The 20453-nt window shown below is 72.5% G+C and carries 17 protein-coding genes; 12 read left to right on the plus strand and 5 right to left on the minus strand.

Annotated elements, in window-relative coordinates:
- Positions 1-45: 45 nt before the first annotated feature.
- Positions 46-1377: an MFS transporter gene (locus ACQF4J_RS29165; protein ID WP_427167148.1), complete on the plus strand. Its 1332-nt coding sequence runs from the start codon at positions 46-48 to the stop codon at positions 1375-1377.
- Positions 1374-2333 (plus strand): EamA family transporter, encoded by a 960-nt coding sequence (locus tag ACQF4J_RS29170; RefSeq protein ID WP_351579199.1) that lies wholly within the window; start codon positions 1374-1376, stop codon positions 2331-2333. The genes ACQF4J_RS29165 and ACQF4J_RS29170 overlap by 4 nt, the downstream gene beginning before the upstream one ends.
- Here the strand turns inward: ACQF4J_RS29170 and ACQF4J_RS29175 are convergent.
- Positions 2317-3228, minus strand: a complete 912-nt coding sequence (locus ACQF4J_RS29175; protein WP_351801902.1) for an SDR family oxidoreductase — start codon at positions 3226-3228, stop codon at positions 2317-2319. The genes ACQF4J_RS29170 and ACQF4J_RS29175 overlap by 17 nt on opposite strands.
- Before the next feature lie 131 nt (positions 3229-3359).
- Between ACQF4J_RS29175 and ACQF4J_RS29180 the strand changes: the two genes are divergently transcribed.
- The 3 genes from ACQF4J_RS29180 to ACQF4J_RS29190 all read left to right on the plus strand — a co-directional run bounded on the left by ACQF4J_RS29180 (position 3360) and on the right by ACQF4J_RS29190 (position 6547).
- A complete protein-coding gene (locus ACQF4J_RS29180) occupies positions 3360-4247 on the plus strand; it encodes a LysR family transcriptional regulator (RefSeq protein ID WP_351801900.1) in 888 nt (295 codons plus the stop codon).
- 82 nt (positions 4248-4329) lie between these two features.
- Positions 4330-5706 (plus strand): sigma-70 family RNA polymerase sigma factor, encoded by a 1377-nt coding sequence (locus tag ACQF4J_RS29185; RefSeq protein ID WP_351579185.1) that lies wholly within the window; start codon positions 4330-4332, stop codon positions 5704-5706.
- A gap of 82 nt (positions 5707-5788) precedes the next feature.
- The gene (locus ACQF4J_RS29190; protein ID WP_351579182.1) at positions 5789-6547 is read left to right on the plus strand and encodes an SDR family NAD(P)-dependent oxidoreductase; all 759 of its coding nucleotides are present in this window, start codon (positions 5789-5791) and stop codon (positions 6545-6547) included.
- A 56-nt stretch (positions 6548-6603) separates the two neighbouring features.
- Here ACQF4J_RS29190 and pepN read toward each other — a convergent pair whose 3' ends face one another.
- Positions 6604-9174 (minus strand): aminopeptidase N, encoded by a 2571-nt coding sequence (pepN, locus tag ACQF4J_RS29195; RefSeq protein WP_351579179.1) that lies wholly within the window; start codon positions 9172-9174, stop codon positions 6604-6606.
- Positions 9175-9294: 120 nt separating this feature from the next.
- Between pepN and ACQF4J_RS29200 the strand changes: the two genes are divergently transcribed.
- On the plus strand, positions 9295-9765 hold the full coding sequence (locus ACQF4J_RS29200; protein WP_351579176.1) for a DUF1203 domain-containing protein: 471 nt from the start codon (positions 9295-9297) through the stop codon (positions 9763-9765).
- On the opposite strand, the gene ACQF4J_RS29205 is transcribed toward ACQF4J_RS29200, so the two are convergent.
- Positions 9762-10778 (minus strand): aspartate-semialdehyde dehydrogenase, encoded by a 1017-nt coding sequence (locus ACQF4J_RS29205; RefSeq protein ID WP_351579173.1) that lies wholly within the window; start codon positions 10776-10778, stop codon positions 9762-9764. The genes ACQF4J_RS29200 and ACQF4J_RS29205 overlap by 4 nt on opposite strands.
- A gap of 305 nt (positions 10779-11083) precedes the next feature.
- Between ACQF4J_RS29205 and ACQF4J_RS29210 the strand changes: the two genes are divergently transcribed.
- On the plus strand, positions 11084-11611 hold the full coding sequence (locus tag ACQF4J_RS29210) for an RNA polymerase sigma factor (protein WP_272174043.1): 528 nt from the start codon (positions 11084-11086) through the stop codon (positions 11609-11611).
- 1 nt (position 11612) lies between these two features.
- Positions 11613-12341: a hypothetical protein gene (locus ACQF4J_RS29215; RefSeq protein ID WP_351579169.1), complete on the plus strand. Its 729-nt coding sequence runs from the start codon at positions 11613-11615 to the stop codon at positions 12339-12341.
- Positions 12342-12404: 63 nt separating this feature from the next.
- Here the strand turns inward: ACQF4J_RS29215 and ACQF4J_RS29220 are convergent, their stop codons facing one another.
- Positions 12405-15674 (minus strand): S8 family serine peptidase, encoded by a 3270-nt coding sequence (locus ACQF4J_RS29220; protein ID WP_427167149.1) that lies wholly within the window; start codon positions 15672-15674, stop codon positions 12405-12407.
- Between the two features lie 161 nt (positions 15675-15835).
- On the minus strand, positions 15836-16378 hold the full coding sequence (locus ACQF4J_RS29225; RefSeq protein ID WP_427167150.1) for a CGNR zinc finger domain-containing protein: 543 nt from the start codon (positions 16376-16378) through the stop codon (positions 15836-15838).
- 116 nt (positions 16379-16494) lie between these two features.
- Here ACQF4J_RS29225 and ACQF4J_RS29230 point away from each other — a divergent pair, with 116 nt between their 5' ends.
- The 4 genes from ACQF4J_RS29230 to ACQF4J_RS29245 all read left to right on the plus strand — a co-directional run bounded on the left by ACQF4J_RS29230 (position 16495) and on the right by ACQF4J_RS29245 (position 20314).
- Complete coding sequence (locus ACQF4J_RS29230) at positions 16495-16941, plus strand: VOC family protein (RefSeq protein WP_351579160.1); 447 nt, start codon at positions 16495-16497, stop codon at positions 16939-16941.
- A 14-nt stretch (positions 16942-16955) separates the two neighbouring features.
- Positions 16956-17843 (plus strand): pyridoxamine 5'-phosphate oxidase family protein, encoded by an 888-nt coding sequence (locus ACQF4J_RS29235; protein WP_427167151.1) that lies wholly within the window; start codon positions 16956-16958, stop codon positions 17841-17843.
- Between the two features lie 9 nt (positions 17844-17852).
- The gene (locus ACQF4J_RS29240) at positions 17853-18311 is read left to right on the plus strand and encodes an NUDIX hydrolase (protein ID WP_351579154.1); all 459 of its coding nucleotides are present in this window, start codon (positions 17853-17855) and stop codon (positions 18309-18311) included.
- A 245-nt stretch (positions 18312-18556) separates the two neighbouring features.
- Complete coding sequence (locus ACQF4J_RS29245; RefSeq protein ID WP_427167152.1) at positions 18557-20314, plus strand: TIGR03767 family metallophosphoesterase; 1758 nt, start codon at positions 18557-18559, stop codon at positions 20312-20314.
- The last annotated feature ends 139 nt before the right edge of the window (positions 20315-20453 follow it).

The following is a 20453-nucleotide window of genomic DNA, read 5'->3' on the forward strand; positions in this document are numbered from 1 at the left end:
AGCGCTAAGCTAATTAGGGTCAAGCTAACTGTGGAGGGGTCGACCGTGGAGAAACCCGAGCGCATTCCCGGCCAGTGGGCCCTGCCCGTCGCCGCCGCCGTCAACGGCGTCGGCACCGGCATGTACGTGCCGTTCACGCTGGTCTTCTTCCATCACGTCACCGGCCTGTCCTTCACCACCGTCGGCCTGGTGCTCACCGTGACGGGGCTCGCCGGGATCGCCGCGCTGCCGCTGGCCGGCGCGGCCGTCGACCGGTTCGGCGCGCGGCGCGTCCAGCTCGCGCTGTACGGGGTGCGGGCCGTCGGCTTCGCCCTGTACCCCTTCGCCGGCTCCCTCGCCGCCTTCGCCGCGGTCGCCCTGGTCACCGCCGCGGCCGACCGCGCCTTCCCCGCCGTACAGTCGTCGCTGCTCGGCGAGGTGGCGCGGCGCGCCGGGCGGGACCGGCTGCAGGCCGCCAACCGGGCGATGCAGAACGGCGGCAACGGCGCCGGTGCCCTGCTCGCCACACTCGTCATCGCGCTCGCGGGCAGCGCCGGCTACACCTACGCGGCCTGGGGCAACGCCCTGTCCTTCGCCCTCGCCGCGCTGCTGCTTGCACCTCTGCGCCCGTTGCCCGCGGCCGGTGGCGCGGCGGCCCGCGGAGCCGGGGCCGGCTACCGGCTGGTGCTGGCCGACCGGCCCTTCCTGGTGGTCACCGGCGCCAACTTCCTGAACGCGCTGAGCTATTCGGCGCTGTCGGTGCTCTTCCCGCTGTTCATCGTGGAGTGGCTGCACGGGCCCGCGGTGCTCACCGGCGCCGCGTTCACGATCAACACCGTGCTGTGCGCGGTGGCCGGGGTGTTCGTCGGCGGGCGGGTGCGCCGGGCCGGGGCGCGGCGCACCCGGGCGGCGGCGCTCGGCGGCGCCCTGTTCGCGGCCGCGTTCCTCGCGCAGATCGCGCTGGGCACCCTGCGCCCGGGCTCGGCTGCGGTGCTGGGCGGGGCCCTGGTCGCCGTGGTCCTCGTCTACACCCTCGGCGAGCTGATCCACAGCCCCGCCGCCGAGGTCCTCGCCGTGGCGGCGGCCCCCGAGGCGGTGCGCGGCCGGTACCTGGCGGCGTACCAGATGTCCTGGTCACTGGCGAAGGCCGTGGCGCCCTCGCTGTTCACGGCACTGCTCGCGGTGGACGGCCGGGCGCCCTGGGCGGTCCTCGTCCTCACCTCGGCCGTGGCGGCGGCCCTCCTGATCCGCACGGAACGACACCTGCCGGCCGACGCGGTACGCCCCACCACGACCACGGTCGTCCGAGCGGCCACCCCGGCGACTCCGGCCACGCCGGGTGCCGCAGCCGGCCACGCACCGCTCATCCCCCGCCCCGCCGAAGGAACCCGGTCATGAAACGCTCCGGCACCGCCCTGGTCACCGCCCTCGCGCCCGTCTCCTGGGGCACCACCTATGCCGTCACCACCCAGTTCCTGCCGGCCGACCGGCCGCTGTTCACCGCGTTGGCGCGCGCCCTTCCCGCGGGGCTGGTCCTGCTGGCCGTCGGCCGGGTGCTGCCGCGCGGAGCCTGGTGGTGGCGGTCGGGCGTGCTCGGCGCGCTGAACATCGGCGCGTTCTTCCCGCTGCTGTTCCTGTCCGCGTACCGCCTGCCCGGCGGCATGGCGGCCGTCGTCGGCTCGGTCGGGCCGCTGTTCGTGGTCGGGCTGTCGGCGCTGCTGCTGGGACAGCGGCCGACGCGGCGGGCCCTGCTCGCCGGGGCCGTGGCGGCGTTCGGCGTCAGTCTCGTCGTCCTGCGGGCGGCCGGGGCGCTCGATCCCGTCGGCGTCCTGGCCGCCCTCGCCTCGACCGCGTCGATGTCCACCGGCACGGTGCTGACCAAGAAGTGGGGGCGCCCCGAGGGCGTGGGCCCGCTCGCCCTCACCGGCTGGCAGCTCACGGCCGGAGGGCTGCTCATCGCCCCGCTCGCCCTCCTCGTCGAGGGCGCCCCGCCCGCGCTGGACGCCCGTGCGATCGGCGGTTACCTCTACCTCGCCCTGGCCAACACGGCCGTCGCCTACTGGCTCTGGTTCCGCGGCATCGGCCGCCTGACCGCCACGCAGGTCACCTTCCTCGGCCCCCTCTCCCCGCTCACCGCCGCGATCGTCGGCTGGGCGGCCCTCGGCCAGGCCCTCACGCCCGTCCAACTGGCGGGAATGGCCCTGGCGTTCGGGGCGACGGTGGCCGGACAGTCGGGGACCCGTGCGCCTGCGTCCCGTGTCGCGGGCGGAACCGCCCCGAAGGACGCACCCCGCCCAGCGCCTACGCCCTCACCTGCGGCTTCGCCCGCGCCCTCACCTACACCGACGCGCTGAAGTAGTGCCCCTCCTCCAGGTCCTCCAGCAGGCCCGGGCCCGTCGGCTCCCAGGACAGCCACTTCCGGGTCAGCGCGTTCGACGTCGGTACGTCGAGGGGGACGATGTGGCCGAGCCAGCCGAAGTGGGACTCCGCCTCCTCGGGTGCGAGGGACCGCACCGGCAGGTCCAGGTGGCGGCCGATGGCGGCGGCGATGTCGCGGAACGGGATGCCCTCCTCGCCCACGGCGTGCAGGCGGCTGCCCGCCGACGCCGACTCCAGGGCGAGCCGGACCAGGCGGCCGGCGTCCGAGCGGTGCACGGCGGGCCAGTGGTTGGCGCCGTCGCCGACGTAGCCGGCGAAGCCCTTCTCCCGGGCGAGCGCGACCAGCATCGCGATGAAGCCGTGGTCGCCCCGGCCGTGCACGGTCGGCGGGAACCGCACGGCGGCGGACCGCACCCCGCGGTCCGCCAGCGCCACGGCCACGTCCTCGTTGTGTCCCCGGACCGCCCCGAACGACTCCGGCGCGGCCGTGTCCTCCTCGGTGTTGACCCGCCCCGCCGGCAGCAGCGCCGTGCCCGAGGCCATCACGAAGGGCCGGTCCGAGCCCTCCAGCGCCGCCCCGATCGTCTCGATCGCCCGCAGGTCGGCCGCGCACGCGGCGGCGAAGTCGAAGGTGCCGGAGAAGTCGTGGATGAAGGCGAGATGGGCGACGCCGTCGGCCGCGGCCGCACCCTCGGCGAGCGTGGCCGGATCGGCGAGGTCCCCGCGGTGCACGCCGGCCCCGACCGCCCTCAGCGCCTCGGCCGACGCGTCGGAGCGGGCGAGACCGGTGACCTCGTGACCGGCGTCGAGGAGTTCGCGGACCACGGCGGAACCGATGAAACCGGTGGCGCCTGTGACGAATACGCGCATGACTGAGCGCCCTTCGAAGGGATGGAGTGGATGTGACTCCATCCTCCGGAAGGGCCGAGGCCCGCGTCCAAGGCCTGTTTCGCATGGCGCAATACGGTTGGGGCATCACCCCAGGTGAGTAGGCTGGACGCATGGCCGACCTCGACCTCCGTCTGGTCCGTTACTTCACCGCCGTCGCCGAGCACCGCCACTTCGGACGGGCCGCCGCGGCCCTGCACATCACCCAGCCCTCCCTGAGCCGCCAGATCGTCGGTCTGGAGCAGCAGGTCGGCGCCCGGCTGCTGGACCGCACGCCGCGCGGCACCCGGCTCACCGAGGCCGGCGAGGCGTTCCTGCCCCGCGCGAAGGCGCTGCTGCGCTCCGCCGAGCAGGCCGCCGCCGAGGCCCGCGCAACCGCCCGGCCCGGCCGGTTCACCGTCGGTTTCACCAGCGGTCTCATCGTCACCGCGGCCGTGCGCGAGATGCGGCGCCGGCATCCGGAGGCCGACGTCCGCAGCCGGCACCTGGGCTGGGACGAGGGGCGCGCGGCGCTGCTCGGACACCGGGTGGACGCCGTGGTGACCCGGCTGCCCCTGGCCACCGACCAGTTGGACATGACCGTCCTCTACGACGAGCCCAGGGCCGTGGTGGTCCCCGTCGATCACCGGCTGGCCGGCAAGGAGTCCGTGACCGTCGACGACATCGCGGACGAGCCGATGCCCCGGATCATCGGCGCCGACCCCGCCTGGGCGGCCTTCTGGCGGCTGGAACCCCGGCCGGACGGCCGCCCGGTGCCCGACGGTCCCGAGATCGCGGACCTGGAGGACAAGTTCGAGGTCGTCGCCGCCGGGGAGGCCCTGGTCGTCACGGCGTACCCGACCGGCGTCCGGCTGCGCCCCGACCTCACCGCCGTCCCGCTGCACGGCGTCGAGCCCAGCCAGGTCGCCCTCGCCACCCGGGCCGGCGACCGCGGCCGTCTGGTGACCGCGTTCCGCAAGGTCGCCCGCACCCACCTCACCGGGCCGGCCGAACCGGTGTGACCGAGGCTCCCCCGCGGGCCCGCACCGCGATAGCGTCACTCCGTCCCCGTGTGACGCAACGCGCCCAGCCCCGGAGGTGCCCGTGGTCGCCGACGTCTGTGCCAGCTGCGGCAAGCCGTTGCCCGCCCGGGCGGGCCGCACCGGCCGCAGCTCCGTGTACTGCTCGGCCGCGTGCCGGCAGAAGGCCTACCGGGAGCGGCAGGGGAACGCGGCCGGCGCCGGGGCCGGTGTGCAGGGGCTGATCGACGACATCGGGCGCCGGGTGACGGAGCTGGTGCCGCGGCCGGCGTCCGTCCTCTACTCCGGGGTGACCGAGCTGTCGGCGTCCGTCGCCCGGCTCAGGCGCGTCGCCCGGGTCGCCCGGGACACCGCGAACGATTCCGTCACACCGACGGCCGTGACGGAAGACGGCACGGGAAACGTCACGCGGGCGGCCGCCGAGGAAAGCGTCACGCGAGCATCCGTGACGAAACCCTCCTCCGCCCTCGATGAGGCCGACTTCGCCGCCCTCGCCGAGTCCCACCGCCGCGAGATCCAGGTCCACTGCTACCGCATGACCGGCTCCTACGACGACGCCGAGGACCTCGTGCAGGAGACGTTCCTGCGGGCCTGGCGGGCCCGGGACGCGTTCGAGGGGCGGGCCGGCGCCCGCACCTGGCTGTACCGCATCGCCACCAACACCTGCCTGGACTTCCAGCGTCGCACCGCGCGCCGCCCCCAGCGCTACGAGCCGGTCCCCGGCATGAACCACGGCACCGGCGAACCCCCCGCCCGCCTCACCTGGCTCCAGCCCTACCCCGACGACGAACTGCCCTCCGCCGAGGAACAGCCCGAGGCCGCCGCGGTCTCCCGGGAGACCCTTGAGCTGGTCTTCCTCGCCGCGATCCAGCACCTGCCGCCCCGCCAGCGCGCCGTGCTGATCCTGCGGGACGTGCTCGGCCTGTCCGCCGCCGAGACCGCCGAGGCCCTCGGCCTGACCGTCGCCTCCGCCAACAGCGCCCTGCAGCGCGCCCGCCCCACCCTCCGCGACCACCTGCCCGGCCGGCGTGCCGACTGGCGCACCGCGGAACCCACGGAGTCCCAGCGCACCGTTCTGCACGAGTACATGACCGCGGCCCGGACGCTCGACTTCACCGCGATGACCGACCTGCTCAGCAAGGACGTCACGCTGACGATGCCGCCCAACCCCTTCTGGTTCACCGGCCGGGACGCCCTCGTCGAGTTCCTGCGGCCCACCCTCGACCCCGCGTCCCCCATGTTCTTCGGCCACTGGCGGCACCTGCCCGCCCGCGCCAACGGTCAGCTCGCGGCGGGCGGCTACGTCCGCAGGCCCGGCACGAACGTCTACCGCGCCCAGGTCCTCGACGTGCTGCGCTTCGACGCCGACGACCGGATCGTGGAGATCACCTCCTTCGAGCCGCACCTGTTCCCGGCCTTCGGCCTGCCGCTGCGGCTGTGATCCCATCCGACCGATGAGCGATCGCGGTCCCGTGCGTCTGTATGTCCGACCGACACGGAACGCCTTTCCTCAGGAGATCACCATGCTGCTCACCGACAAGACCGCGATCGTCTACGGCGCCGGCGGCTCGATCGGCGGTGCGGTCGCCCGCGCCTTCGCCGCCGAGGGCGCCCGCCTCCACCTGGTGGGACGCACCCGCCAGACGCTGGAGGCGGCGGCCGCCGACATCAAGGACGCCGAGGTCGCCGTGGTGGACGCGCTCGACGAGGCGGCCGTGGAGGAGCACCTCGCGCGCGTCGGTGACGTCGACATCTCCTTCAACCTGGTCACGCGCGGCGACGTGCAGGGCGCCCCGCTCACCGAGATGCCCGTGGACGACTTCCTGCGGCCCGTGACCGACGGACTGCGCGCCAACTTCCTCACCGCCCGAGCGGCCGGCCGCCGGATGGCCGAGCGCGGCTCCGGGGTGATCCTCACCCTCAACAGCGGCTCCGCGCACGGCAGCCCGATGATGGGCGGGACCGGCCCCGCCGACGCCGCGATCGACACGCTCGTGCGGAACCTGGCGATCGAGCTGGGGCCGCGCGGGGTGCGGGCGGTGGGGATGTGGGCGGCCGGGGTGCCGGAGACGTTCTCCGTCGAGAAGCTGTCCGCGGTCAACCCGGCCATCGACGCCGCCGCCGTCCAGGGCATCGTCGACAACCTCGCCCGGATGCGCATGACCCGTCGCAACCCGACCCTCGCCGAGGTCGCCGCCACCGCCGTCTTCCTCGCCTCCGACCACGCGGCCGGCCTCACCGGCACCTTCGTCAACGTCACCGGCGGAATGGTCGCCCGCTGACGGCAGGCACGGGAAAGGGCGCCCGGCGGATCGCCGGGCGCCCGTCGTACCGGGAACTAGACGGCCGCGTCCGCCGCCTGCGCCTTCAGCGCGCGCTCCACGCCCGAGCGGGACTCCGAGACCAGGCGGCGCAGCGCCGCGTTCGGTTCCGCGTCGGCCAGCCAGGCGTCCGTGCGGTCCAGGATCTCCCGCGAGACCTGGAACGCCGGGTACAGACCCACCGCGATCTGCTGGGCCATCTCGTGCGAACGGGACCCCCAGATGTCCTTGACCACCTCGAAGTACTTCTCCGTGTAGGGCGCCAGCAGCTCGCGCTGGTCGGCCTGCACGAAACCGCCGATGACCGCCTCCTGCACGGCGTTGGGCAGCTTGTCGGACTCCACTACCGACGCCCAGGCCTCCGCCTTCGCCTCGGCCGTCGGGCGGGCGGCGCGGGCGCTGGCCGCGTGACGCTCGCCCGCCGCCGTCCTGTCCCGCTCGTACTCGGCGGCGATCTCCGCCTCGTCGAACCGGCCGACCGCCGCGAGCCGCTGCACGAACGCCCAGCGCAGATCGGTGTCGACGGTCAGCCCCTCGACCGTCTGCGAACCGTCGAGCAGCGCCTCCAGCAGGTCCAGCTGCTCCGGCGTACGCGCCGTGGCCGCGAACGCGCGCGCCCAGGCCAGCTGATGGTCACCGCCCGGCTCGGCGGAGCGCAGGTGCGCGAGCGTCGCGTCGGTCCAGCGGGTGAGCAGGGCCTCGCGGGCACTCGGGGCGGCGTACATCTCGATCGCCAGCTTCACCTGGCGGTGCAGCGACTGCACGACACCGATGTCGGACTCCTTGCCGATGCCCGACAGGACGAGGGACAGGTAGTCGCGGGTGGCGAGCTCGGCGTCCCGGGTCATGTCCCAGGCCGACGCCCAGCACAGGGCGCGCGGCAGCGAGGACTCGAAGTCGCCGAGGTGCTCGGTGACGAACGCCAGCGAGCGCTCGTCGAGACGGACCTTGGCGTACGACAGGTCGTCGTCGTTGAGCAGCACAACGGCCGGGCGGCGCTTGCCGACCAGCTGCGGTACGGCGGTCAGCTCGCCGTCGACGTCCAGCTCGACGCGCTGCTCGCGGACCAGCTTGCCGCTCGCGTCGTCGAGCTCGTACAGGCCGATGGCGATGCGGTGGGGCCGCAGCGTCGGCTCGCCCTTCGCGCCCGCCGGGAGCGCCGGGGCCTCCTGGCGGATGGCGAAGGAGGTGACGACGCCCTCGGCGTCGGTCTCGATCTCCGGGCGCAGGACGTTGATGCCGGCCGTCTGCAGCCACTTCTGCGACCAGTTCCCCAGGTCGCGGCCGGAGGTCTCCTCCAGCGCGCCGAGCAGGTCGGAAAGGCGCGTGTTGCCGTAGGCGTGCCGCTTGAAGTACGCCTGCACGCCGCTGAAGAACTCGTCCATGCCGACGTAGGCGACGAGCTGCTTCAGGACGGAGGCGCCCTTGGCGTAGGTGATGCCGTCGAAGTTGACCAGGACGTCGTCCAGGTCGCGGATCTCGGCCATGATCGGGTGGGTGGAGGGCAGCTGGTCCTGCCGGTAGGCCCACGTCTTCATGGAGTTGGCGAACGTCGTCCACGAGTGCGGCCAGCGCGAGGCGGGGTGGTGCGCCTGGCAGGCGATGGAGGTGTAGGTGGCGAACGACTCGTTCAGCCACAGGTCGTTCCACCACTCCATGGTGACCAGGTCGCCGAACCACATGTGGGCCAGCTCGTGCAGGATCGTCTCCCCGCGCACCTCGTAGGCGGCGTCGGTCACCTTGGACCGGAAGACGTACTGGTCGCGGATGGTCACCGCGCCCGCGTTCTCCATCGCGCCCGCGTTGAACTCCGGCACGAACAACTGGTCGTACTTCTTGAACGGGTAGGCGTAGTCGAACTTCTCCTGGAACCACTCGAAGCCCTGCCGCGTGACCTCGAAGATCGCGTCGGAGTCCAGGTACTCGGCGAGCGAGGGCCGGCAGTAGATGCCCAGCGGCACGGACTGGCCGTCGTTCTCGTACACGCTGTGCACGGAGTGGTACGGGCCGACGATCAGCGCCGTGATGTACGTCGAGATCCGCGGCGTCGGCTCGAACACCCAGACGTCGTCCTTGGGCTCGGGCGTCGGTGAGTTGGAGATGACGGTCCAGCCGGCCGGTGCCTTCACCGTGAACTGGAAGGTGGCCTTGAGGTCCGGCTGCTCGAAGGAGGCGAAGACCCGGCGGGCGTCGGGCACCTCGAACTGGGTGTAGAGGTACGCCTGCTGGTCGACGGGGTCGACGAAGCGGTGCAGGCCCTCACCGGTGTTCGTGTACGCGCAGTCGGCGACCACGCGCAGGATGTTGCGGCCCTCCAGCAGGCCGGGCAGGGCGATGCGGGAGTCCGCGAAGACCTCCGCCGGGTCGAGCCCGTCGCCGTTCAGGGTGACCTCGTGGACCGTGGGGGCCACCAGGTCGATGAAGGACTCGGCGCCGTTCTCCGCGACGTCGAAGCGCACCGTCGTCACGGACCGGTACGTACCGCCCTCCTGCGCGCCGGAGAGGTCGAGGTCGATCTCGTACGACTCGACGGTGAGCAGCTTCGCCCGCTGCTGAGCCTCTTCGCGGGTCAGGTTTGTGCCAGGCACGCGGTCATCTCCTCGGTATGTGTCGGTTCGGCGGTCCGGCCATCCTTCCACGCCGTCGGCGGAGAACGCGATGTCCAATTACCGCCGGTGAGCGCGGCGGCCGCGCGTCACCGTGAACCCATGACGACCTACATCCCACGACCCGTCCCCCCGACCGTCCTGAAGGAACTGCGCGCCGCGGACGACGCGGGCCGCCCGATGGCCCCCGTGACCGACGACGAGGGCGGCGCGCCCTTGCGCTGCTGTCTGCGCCGGAGCGCGCCGGGGGAGCGGATCGCCCTCGTGTCGTACGCGCCGCTGCGCCGCTGGGCGGCCCGGACGGGCGCCGAACCGGGGGCCTACGACGAGCAGGGTCCCGTCTTCATCCACGCCGAGGAGTGCGCGGGCCCCGACCTCGACGGCCACCCGTTCGCGAACGCGCACCGCACCCTGCGCCGCTACTCCGCCGACGGGCACATCCTGGGCGGGGAACTTGTCGACGCCCCGGACGACGACGCCTTCCGGAAAGCGTTCGACGACCCGGCCGTGGTGCTCGTCCACGTCCGGGCCGTCGAGTACGGCTGCTTCCTCTACGAGGTCGAAAGGCCCTAGCCCTTGAGCTCCGCCGCCACCAGCTCCGCGATCTGCACCGCGTTCAGGGCCGCGCCCTTGCGGAGGTTGTCGTTGGAGATGAACAGGGCGAGGCCGTTGTCGACGGTCTCGTCCTCGCGGATGCGGCCGACGAAGGAGGGGTCCTGTCCGGCGGCCTGCAGCGGGGTCGGGATGTCGGAGAGCGCGACACCCGGTGCGCCGGCGAGCAGCTCGGTGGCGCGCTCGGGGCTGATCGGGCGGGCGAAACGGGCGTTGACCTGCAGGGAGTGGCCCGAGAAGACGGGGACGCGGACGCAGGTGCCGGAGACCTTCAGCTCGGGGATCTCCAGGATCTTGCGGGACTCGTTGCGGAGCTTCTGCTCCTCGTCGGTCTCGTTCAGGCCGTCGTCGACGAGGTTGCCGGCGAAGGGCAGGACGTTGAAGGCGATGGGGCGCTTGTAGACGCCGGGCTCGGGGAAGTCGACCGCCGCGCCGTCGTGGGTGAGCTTGTCGGCGTCGGCCACGACCTTCTGCGTCTGGCCGTGCAGCTCGGCCACGCCCGCGAGGCCGGAACCCGACACCGCCTGGTAGGTGGCGACGACCAGCGCCTCCAGGCCCGCCTCGGCGTGCAGCGGCTTCAGGACCGGCATCGCGGCCATCGTCGTGCAGTTCGGGTTGGCGATGATGCCCTTGGGGCGGTCGGCGATCGCGTGCGGGTTCACCTCGGAGACGACCAGCGGGACCTCGGGGTCCTTGCGCCAGGCGGAGGAGTTGTCGATCACGACGGCGCCCTGCGAGGCGACCTTTTCGGCCAGCGCCTTCGAGGTCGCACCGCCCGCGGAGAACAGCACGATGTCCAGGCCCGTGTAGTCCGCGGTCGCGGCGTCCTCCACCGTCACGCCGTCCAGCTCCGTCCCGGCGGAGCGGGCCGAGGCGAACAGGCGGAGCTCGGTGACCGGGAAGTTCCGCTCCGTGAGGATCCTGCGCATGACCGTGCCGACCTGACCGGTGGCTCCGACGATTCCGACCCTCACGGTGACTCCTTCTGGATGTTCTCGGTGTCTGCGGCTTTTCCATCATGCGGCCGACCCGGTGCTACCTGTCCAATTCTTTGCATGCCATGCCCGAGGAACGGGACGGCTCGGACCGGGCGGCCGCTGCCAAACTCCCGCCACGCCCCTTCTGAGCTGGAGAAGTTCGTCCTACGATCCCCCTTCGCCGCAAGCCGTGCAGCTCGGGGCGCGGGTGTGACGTACGCCTCGACGCGCGGCGCGGACATCCGGCGAACGTTTCCGTGCGGTGCTGCGTCGTAGAGGAAACGCGGTGAGGGGGGTGGCTTGTGCTGCGCAGAAAGGCCCGCCGTGCCCAGGAGGACGATCACGGCGATCCCCTGGACGCGGCTCAGGAACGCCGGGTGCGGGCAGTGCTCGCGCTGGGCGGGGTGCCGCAGGCGGACCTGCCGGACGGGGTACAGCAGGTACGCCTGCGGCTGCTGGAGCGGGCGGCGAAGGGCTACGAGGCCCCGCGCGACGTCTCCGCGTGGGCGGCGGTCGTCGCCTCCAACCTGGCCATGGACTGGCACCGGGCCAAGAAGCGCCAGGAGCGGCTGGGGGAGCGGCTGTCCTCCCTGCGTCAGCACGAGCAGCCCTCCGGCGAGGACACCAGCGTGCTGTCCCTGGCCGTCGCCCAGGGACTGGACGAGCTGCCCGACGCCCAGCGTCAGGTCCTCGTCCTGCGCTTCTACGCCGACCTGCCCGTCCGCTCGATCGCCCAGGAGCTGGGCGTCCCGGAGGGCACGGTCAAGAGCAGGCTGCACACGGCGGTCCGGGCCCTGCGCGCCCGCCTGCACGAGGACGAGGTGGTGTGAGATGACCGCCGAACACGAGACCCACGGGATGGACGACGGGACCGACGCGCTGATGGCCGCGCTCACCGGCGAGCGGCCCCCGGACGACGCCGACGCGGCCTTCCTCGCCGAGCACCGGCGGGCCGAGGCCGACGTGGCGCTGCTGCGCGAGCAGCTCGGGCTGATCGGGGACGCGCTGGCGGCCGAGCCGCGGCCGGGACGGAGGCCCGCGGCGGTACGGGTTCCCCGCGACCGGCGTCCGGTGCGCAGGTTCGCCTTCGCGGGCCTCGCCGTCGCCGCCGTCACCGGCGTGCTGTCGGGCATGGTCTGGCTGCTCGGGCAGGCCGGCGGCGGGATGAGCGCCGACTCCAGCAGTGCGTCCGGCGCCAAGGCCGCCGACTCCGCGGCTCCCCGCTCGCCGTTCTCCAGCCCCGGCTACCTCGCCTGCGCGGGCCTGGTCGCCGAGGGCGAGGTGACCCGGGTGGACCAGGTGCCGGGGAACGCCGAGCAGGAGCGGATCACCCTGCGCGTGACCCGGTCGTACAAGCCGGAGAAGGGACAACGGGAGCTGAGGCTGCTGGTCGACGAGGAGGCCGTCCGCAAGGACCTGCAGCGGGGCGACCGCGTCCTGGTCGCGGTCCCGCGGCAGGCGGCCACCCCGGACTACGTCCTCGTCGGGGAGAAGGACATCGCCCGTGAACGCCCCGGCCTGCTGCGTGCCCTGCCCCAGTCGGCCGGCCTCACCTGCTGACGGGCCCGGGACGGCGAAGGGCGGGCGCCCGCACGGACGCCCGCCCCACCTGTGCCGTGACGGCTACTGCGTGACCTTCTCGATCTTCACGCTGCCGCTGCCCGCGACGGTGCCGCGGGCGTTGACCAGCTGCACCTGGCCGAAGAACGCGCGGCCCTCCGGGGCGGCGGCCGCCGCGGTGACCGTGCCGGAGACGGTCGCCGAGGCGCCCGTGCCGAGCTTCACCGGCGCCGACTCGTCGACGGTGACGGTGCCCAGGGACGGGGAGAAGAAGACGTCCTGGTAGTCGTAGGCGGTGGAGCCGGCCGGGACGGAGTAGCCCGCGACCTCGATCGTGTACGTACCGGCGGGGGGCGAGGCGATGGAGACCGCCTCCTCCGAGTCGCCGTCGGCGGACTGGCCGACGACCGTGCCCGCGGCGTTCTTCACGGTCAGGTCGAGGTCGGCGGAGGCGTCGGAGACCTTGCCGATGGCCACGTCGAGGGACTTGGCGCCCGCGGGCACCTCGACCGTCGTGGTCTGCGTCTCGCCCTGCTTGATGGTCGGGCGGGCCGTCTTGGCGGAGCCCAGCGGGCCGCCGGCCAGGTGGCCGTCGATGGCGGCCAGCGTGTTCGTCACCTTCCAGGAGACGGCGGCCGGCGTGCCGACCTTCGCCTCGGGCACGGTCACCGTCGCCGGGTCGAAGGCGGCGCCGTAGACGGCGACGTCCAGCTTGTACGGGTTGTCGAGCAGCGGCGAGGTGCGGCGCGACTCGACCTCGATCTCCCAGACGCCGGCCTGCGGGTCCGCGTACGCGCGCACGTCGGGCTTGCAGCCGTTGCCGTCGAGGTAGTTCGGGTAGCAGTACGGGGTGCCGGTGTTGTCGACCGGGACGCCGTAGGGGTGGATCGCGATGAACCGGGTCTGGCTCTTGCCCTTCAGCCCGCCGATGGCGACCTCCAGGGACTTGGCGCCCTCGGGCACGGTCACGAAGTACGACTGCGTGCTGTTGCGCTGCACGGTGTTCGAGGCGGAGAAGGTGTACTTCACCGGTGCCGAGACCACGACCGTGGCCAGGATCTGCTTGTCGACGCCCTCGGTCCTCGGGTCGTCGACCTCCAGGATCGCGCTCTTGAGGCCGGCGGAGCGCGCCTTGGCCTGCACCTTGACGGTCACCGGCTGGTCCAGCGGCAGCCGCACCTCGTCGTCGCCGACGATCCGGAAGGTGTCACCGGCGTTGTTCGCGAAGTGCAGCTCGTGGCGGATCGCCTTGTCCGGGCCGGAGGTCCGGGTGACGGTGACGTCGTAGGTCTTCTTCTCGCCGGCCTTCAGGCCGCCCTCGCGGTCGTAGAGGCCGGTGCCGAAGCCCGGCGTCTTCAGGGCGTAGTCGATCGCGGTGTCGACCGGCGCCTTGACGGTGTAGTCGTGGGCGGTCGCGCCGTGCCGGATGGCGTCCCAGGCGTCGACGATGTCGATCCGGCCCGCGCCTTCCTCGTACGCCTGGACACCCTTGATGTGACCGGCCGTCGAGGTCAGGGCCGTGCGCAGGTCGGCCGGGGAGAGGACGATGCCCCTCTGCTTGGCGGCGCTCAGCAGCAGCGCGGTGGCGCCGGTGGCCTGCGGGGACGCCATCGAGGTGCCCTGCAGCATCGAGTAGCCGGCCGGCAGCGAGTAGCCCGCCTCGGCGACCGGGGAGCCAGGCAGCCAGGTCTGGGTGGTGTTGATCGCGGCGCCGGGAGCGACCAGGGTGGGCGTGAAGCCGCCGTCCTCGCGCGGGCCGCGGGAGGAGAAGGGCATCATCGCGTACTTCTTCTCCACGGCCGAGCCGTAGTTGGCGGCCCAGGTCTCCTTGGAGATGGCGGCGCCGACGGAGATCACCTTGTCGGCCAGGCCCGGGTCACCGATGGTGTTGGCGCCGGGGCCGGAGTTGCCGGCCGAGATCACCAACTGCACGCCGTAGGTGTCGATGAGCCGCGTGTAGAGCTCGGCGCGGGCGTTGTTGCCGTCGTTCAGCGCGGGCAGGCCGCCGATGGACATGTTGACGACGTCGACGCCACGGTTGACGACGAGGTCGATCATGCCCTCGGTGAGCGCGACGTTGGTGCAGCCGCCGCTCCAGGTGCAGGCGCGGGAGGAGACGATCTTCGCGCCAGGGGCGGCGCCGTTCATCCGGCCGCCGAACAGGCCGTTGGCGGCGGTGATGCCGGCCACGTGGGTGCCGTGCTCGGACTCGATGACGCCGATGTTGACGTAGTCGGCCTTCGCGCCCGAGGAGTTGTAGACGACGTCCTTGCGGATCTCGACGACGAACGGGATGCGCTCGACCACGTCCGTGGACGGGTCGTCCGTGCCGAAGTAGCCGATCTGGAAGCCGTCCTTGTACGGCTTCATCGGCACGTCGTCGGTGAAGTCCAGGTTGTCGTTGGTGTCGACGCGCACGGTGCCGGAGGCCGCGTCGTAGAGCACACCCCACGCGTCGGTCGTGTCGCCGTCGCGGTTCAGGTCGCCCTTCATGTCGCCGCCGGTCGTGGCGGACTCGTACATGTAGTTGAACCTGTACGAGCCCTCGGGCGCCTTGAAGGTCTCGCCGCCGGCGGTGAACACGGGGCCGGAGACCGCGGCGGTCATCCGCCGCCAGGTGCCGTCGCCGTCGCTCACCGGGTCCGTCGCCGTCACCCAGTCGACGATCTTCCGCTCGCCGGTGGTGGTCTTCTGCAGCGCGGGGTGGCCGAGGTCGACGCCGGAGTCGAGGATGCCGATGGTGACTCCGCGGCCGTCGGACTTCGGGTGGTCCTTCACGAAGTCGACGGCACCCGTCTCGAAGGACGGGTTGTACGGGTTGCGCGCGGGGGTCTTCTTGCCCGGGGCCGGGTAAGCGGCGCTCGCCGAGGCGGACTTGGCGCCGCCGGTCACGGCGGGGTCGTCCAGCGGAATCTCGTCGCGCAGGTCGATGCCGTGCACGGAGGGGAGCTTCGCGGCGGCGGCGATGGCCGAGTCGGCCTTGCCGGTCGGGACGGTGGCGCGGACGTAGCCGAGCTTGTCGTACGTCCTTCCGACCGTGCCGCCCTTGACCGCGTCGAGCTCCTTGGCGACCTGCTCGGTCTGCCCGGGCGCGGTGGCGATCATCATCGTGACGTTCTTGGCGCCGTCGGCCTTGGCGTCGGCGAGCAGGTCCGCGTCGTCGGAACCGAGCTTCTTCTGCGCGGACTTGACGGTGCCGTCCGCGGGAGCGGTGGCGGCGGGCGGGCCGTCGGCGGAGAAGGCCAGGGGTATGGGCCCGGCCGCGGAGAGCGCGGCGGCGAGACCGGCGACCACGGCTGTGCGGGCCACGCGTCTCTGGGGGGTGAGGGTCATCGGCATCCCTTGTACGTAAAGGAACGTGCGAACGACCGCAAAGCTTTACGCAAGGGACAGTTGTTTGGCAGCTGTTGACCGAAACGATATGGATGTATGGGGAAAACCCCCGATGCCCTTTACCGGCAAAGGTGGTCAACCGGGACGGACCGCCCGGACCTTCATGTCTCCTTCGAGCGCGCGTAATGCCGGGACGCCTTGGCCCGGTTGCCGCAGGCCGCCATCGAGCACCACCGTCGCGTGCCGTTGCGGGACGTGTCGAAGAAGTGCAGGACGCACGCGTCGTGCGCGCAGCCGCGGATGCGGTCGGGGGCGGTGGCCAGCAGTTCCAGGTAGTTCCGGGCGGCCAGCCAGGCGGGCCCCCAGGCCGGGTCGGCGAACTCGGGGAGCTCGCCGGGCCCTTCGGCGGAGAGCGTGGCCCGGATCCTGCCGTGCGCGAGCACCGCGTCCACGGCCTGCGCGCCCTCCTCCAGTGACCCGTCGACGGCCCCCTTCAGCGCGTCGCGGGCCCGCAGCAGGTGCCGCAGGGTCGTGGCGTCGGCGGTGAAGCGGTCGTCCAGGGCGTTGGCCGCGAGCCACACCGCGAGTCCTTCGGTGCCGGTGAGCAGGTCCTGAAGGACGCCCTCCCGGTTCCACCGCGTGTTGAGCAGGTCGAGCGCGAGGGGCTCGCCGGTGAGAGGGCGCGGATCGCGGGCGGCGGACATGGGGGCTCCTTCCTGGCTAACCACTCAAGGGTACGTGACCGGTTGCGCTTATCGCCTCTAACCTTTAATCTCGCTTATAGAGGTTAGACCCAAGAGGGACCGTCACAGGGAGAGCCATGACGACGCTGCGCACCGGCCACATCGGCCTCAACGTCACCGACCTCGACCGCTCGCTCGCCTTCTACCGCGACGTGCTGGGCTTCGCGCTCGTCGCCGAGGGCAAGGAGGAGGGCAGGCGGTACGCCTTCCTCGGCGACGGCGAGAACCTGGTCCTCACGCTCTGGCAGCAGGCGGAACAGACGTACGACGGCGCCCGCGCCGGCCTGCACCACCTCGCGTTCCAGGCGGACTCGGTCGAGCGGGTCAGGGAGTACGAGGCGGCGCTGAAGGCGTACGGCGCCGAGTTCGCGTACCAGGGTGTGGTGGCCCACCGCGAGGGCGCCGCGTCGGGCGGCATCTTCTTCCACGACCCCGACGGCACCCGGCTGGAGATCTCGGTGCCGAGCGGGGCCGAAGGCGCGCCCGCCCCGGTCGAATCGGCTCCGACCTGCGGTTTCTTCTAGGCGAGGCGGCACTCATGGGTGTGTATCACGAGGGTGCGCGGGCGTTGCAGGACCGGCTCGGCGTGCGGACCGCCGCCGACCACGTGGGCCAGATGGTGGGGGAGGGCATCAAGCCGGTGGCGGCGGCCTTCCTGGAGCTGCAGCCGCTGCTGGTGCTGGGCGCGGCGGAGCCGGCCACGGGCCGCGTCTGGGCCTCCGCGCTGACGGGCGCCCCCGGGTTCGCCCGGGCGACGGACCCGCATCGGATGTCGGTGACCGGCTCGGTGCGGCCGGGTGACCCGCTGGCGCGGGCGTCGGCGACCGCGGGCACGCCCGTGGCCACCATCGCCCTGGACCCGCGCACCCGCCGCCGCATGCGCCTCAACGGCCGGCTCCGGCCGACGGCGAGGGGGTTCGCGGTCACGGCGGAGAAGGTCTTCGCCAACTGCCCCAAGTACATCCAGCGACGGCAGTCGTACGAGGTGGTGGACGGACGCACCCCGGGAAGTCCCCGCACCGGCACCGAACCGACCCACGAACAGCGGGAGTTCATCGCCGCCGCCGACACCTTCTTCCTGGCCACGGTCGGCCCGGGCGGCGTGGAGGTCAGCCATCGCGGCGGCAACCCGGGCTTCGTGCGGCCGGCCTCGCCCCGTGAACTGACCTGGCGGGACTACCCCGGCAACAACATGTTCCTGACCCTCGGCAACATCGAGGCCGACCCCCGCGCCGGACTCCTCTTCCTCGACTGGACGACGGGCACCACCCTGCAACTGACGGGCGAGGCACGGACGGTGTTCGGGCCCGACGGGGAACGCGGGGTGCGCTTCACGGCGCTGGAGGTCGTCGAGACGGAGTCCGCGCTCCCGCTGCGCTGGTCCGCGCCGGAATACTCACCTGCCAATCCGCCGCGGTCGGGCTAACTTCCCTGTGTGCGACAGAAATTGAGGGTGGCGGCCTACGCCGTGTGCGTCCGCGACGACCGACTCCTGCTGGCCCGCGGGACCGGCTTCGACGGCCGGCCCGAGTGGACGCTGCCGGGCGGCGGCATGGAGCACGGGGAGGACCCCTACGACACCGTCCTGCGGGAGGTCGAGGAGGAGACCGGCTACCTGATCGAGGTCACCGGCCTCCTCGGCGTCCACACCAACCGCTTCCGCGTCCCCCGCCGCCTTGGCCGCACCGTCGACCGCCAGGGCCTCCGCCTCGTCTACGAGGGCAGCGTCACCGGCGGCGACCTGCGCCACGAGATCGGCGGCTCCACCGACATGGCGGCCTGGCATCCGCTGGCGGACGTGGCCGGGCTGAACCGGGTCCGGCTGGTGGACGTCGGACTGACGCTGTGGCGGGAGCGTCCGGTCACCGGACACGTGACGCCGAGCACTCCGTGAAGCCCGCGGAACACCTCCCCTACCCCGGAAGATGAACACGGAGCGACCGGTCCCGGGCCGTGCGACGAGCACCCGTGAACGCGCGGGGTGCCCGAAGATCCACGTACGGTGATCGGCGTTGCCCGTTGCGGTCTCGTTCACGCACAGGTCATCCCCGGTGCCAAGCATCCAGAGTGAGCGGGTCGTTCGCGCGAGCGAAAGCCCGCGACCACTGCCGACGCGTTCGCACTCGGGGAGATCGCGCCATGTCGCGCACACGCTCTGTCGCCGCCAGCACCCCGGCGGTCAACCGCCGTACCGTCCTCGCCGCCACCGGCGCGGCAGCCGTCTCCGCGGGCGTCGGCTTCGCCCTGCGGCCGACCGACAGCCAGGCCGCCGCCGTCACCCAGCCCCACCAGGCGGTCGTGGCGCAGTCCCGCCGGGCCGCGGCCGCGCCCCTCGCCCCCTACACCAAGGGCACCACCCTCGCGACCGTCGCCGCCCCACGCAGCAGCACGCCGTACCGCCGCCTCGGCGACGGCCCCGGCTGGAGCCGTGTGGTGCGCGGCGAACTCGCCGCCGCCAAGTCCGGCCGCGCCGGCCGCCGTACCGCGCTCGCGGCCTTCGTGCAGCTCACCGACCTGCATCTGATCGACACCCAGCACCCGATGCGGCTGGAGTACCTGCGCTCCACCGACCCGCACGCCTGGCGCCCGCACGAGGCGCTGACCGTGCAGGGCGCCGTCTCCCTCGTGGAACGGATCAACGCGCTGCGCGGCGCCCCGGTCACCGGCTCGCCCCTGCACTTCGCCATGACCACCGGCGACAACACCGACAACAACTCCAAGACCGAGCTGGAGTGGTTCCTCACCATCATGAGCGGCGGCAGGGTCACCCCCAACTCGGGTGACCCGCGCCACTACGAGGGCGTCCAGAACAGCGGCCTCAAGCTGTACTGGCAGCCCGACTCGACGGTCCGCGACGGCGACAAGCAGCTCGGCTTCCCGCACCTCGCCGGCTTCCTCGCCGCAGCCACCCGCGAGGTGCGCAGCCCCGGCCTGAACCTGCCGTGGTACTCCACCGTCGGCAACCACGACGCCATGCCGCTGGGCTGCTACGGCCACGGCGACTCCTGGCTCGCCGAGTACGCCGTCGGCGGACGGAAGCTCATGTCGCTGTCCGCGTCCGAGGCGAAGAAGCTCCAGGACCACATCAAGAACGGCAACGACCCCAAGGGCCACGCCTTCCGGGACCTGCTGAAGGCGCACGCCCGTGACATGCGCTCGGTCACGGCGGACGACCGGCGCGCCCCGTACACCCCGGCCGACTACCTCAAGGCCCACCTCGACCCCGCCCACCGCGGTCTGGGCCCGGTCGGCCACGGCTACTCCTCCGCCAACCTCGCGGCCGGCACCCAGTACTACACCTTCCGCATCGCCGACGACGTGATCGGCATCAGCATCGACACCACCGACCCCGGCGGCCACTACGAAGGGTCCATCGGGACGGCCCAGTTGAACTGGCTGGACAAGCAACTGCGGGACAACAAGGACTCGTACGCCGTCGTCTTCAGCCACCACACCAGCAAGACGATGACGAACACCGGCCACGCCGACCCCGCCCGGCCCGACGAGCGCCGCCACAACGGGCAGGAGGTCGTCGCCCTGCTCGGCCGGCACGCCAACGTGCTGGCCTGGGTCAACGGCCACATCCACCGCAACGACATCACCCCGCACGCGGCCTCGGGCGGACGCTCCTTCTGGGAGATCTCCACCGCCTCGCACGTCGACTACCCGCAGCTCGCCCGCGTGATCGAGATCGCCGACAACAAGGACGGCACGATCTCCCTGTTCACCACCCTGGTGGAGTCCGCGGCCCCGCACCGCACCGACTTCGCCGACTTCACCCAGACCGGTCTGGCGGCGCTCTACCGGGAGCTGTCCTACAACGCCCCCGGCGCCAACAAGACCCTCGGCGGCGCCGCCGACGACCGCAACACCGAACTCGTCCTCAAGAAGGGCTGAGGAGGCGCGGAACGGCCGGTGTCATCGAGCGGACCCCGGCCCGAAGCGCCGGGTTCATCCGCCCGCAACATCCGTGGCGCCTCATATCGGCTAACCCGCTGTTCACGGGGATGGCTCGATTGTGTGCAAGGCGGGTGGT

The organism is Streptomyces sp. C1-1 (assembly GCF_050214755.1).
Classification (GTDB): domain Bacteria; phylum Actinomycetota; class Actinomycetes; order Streptomycetales; family Streptomycetaceae; genus Streptomyces.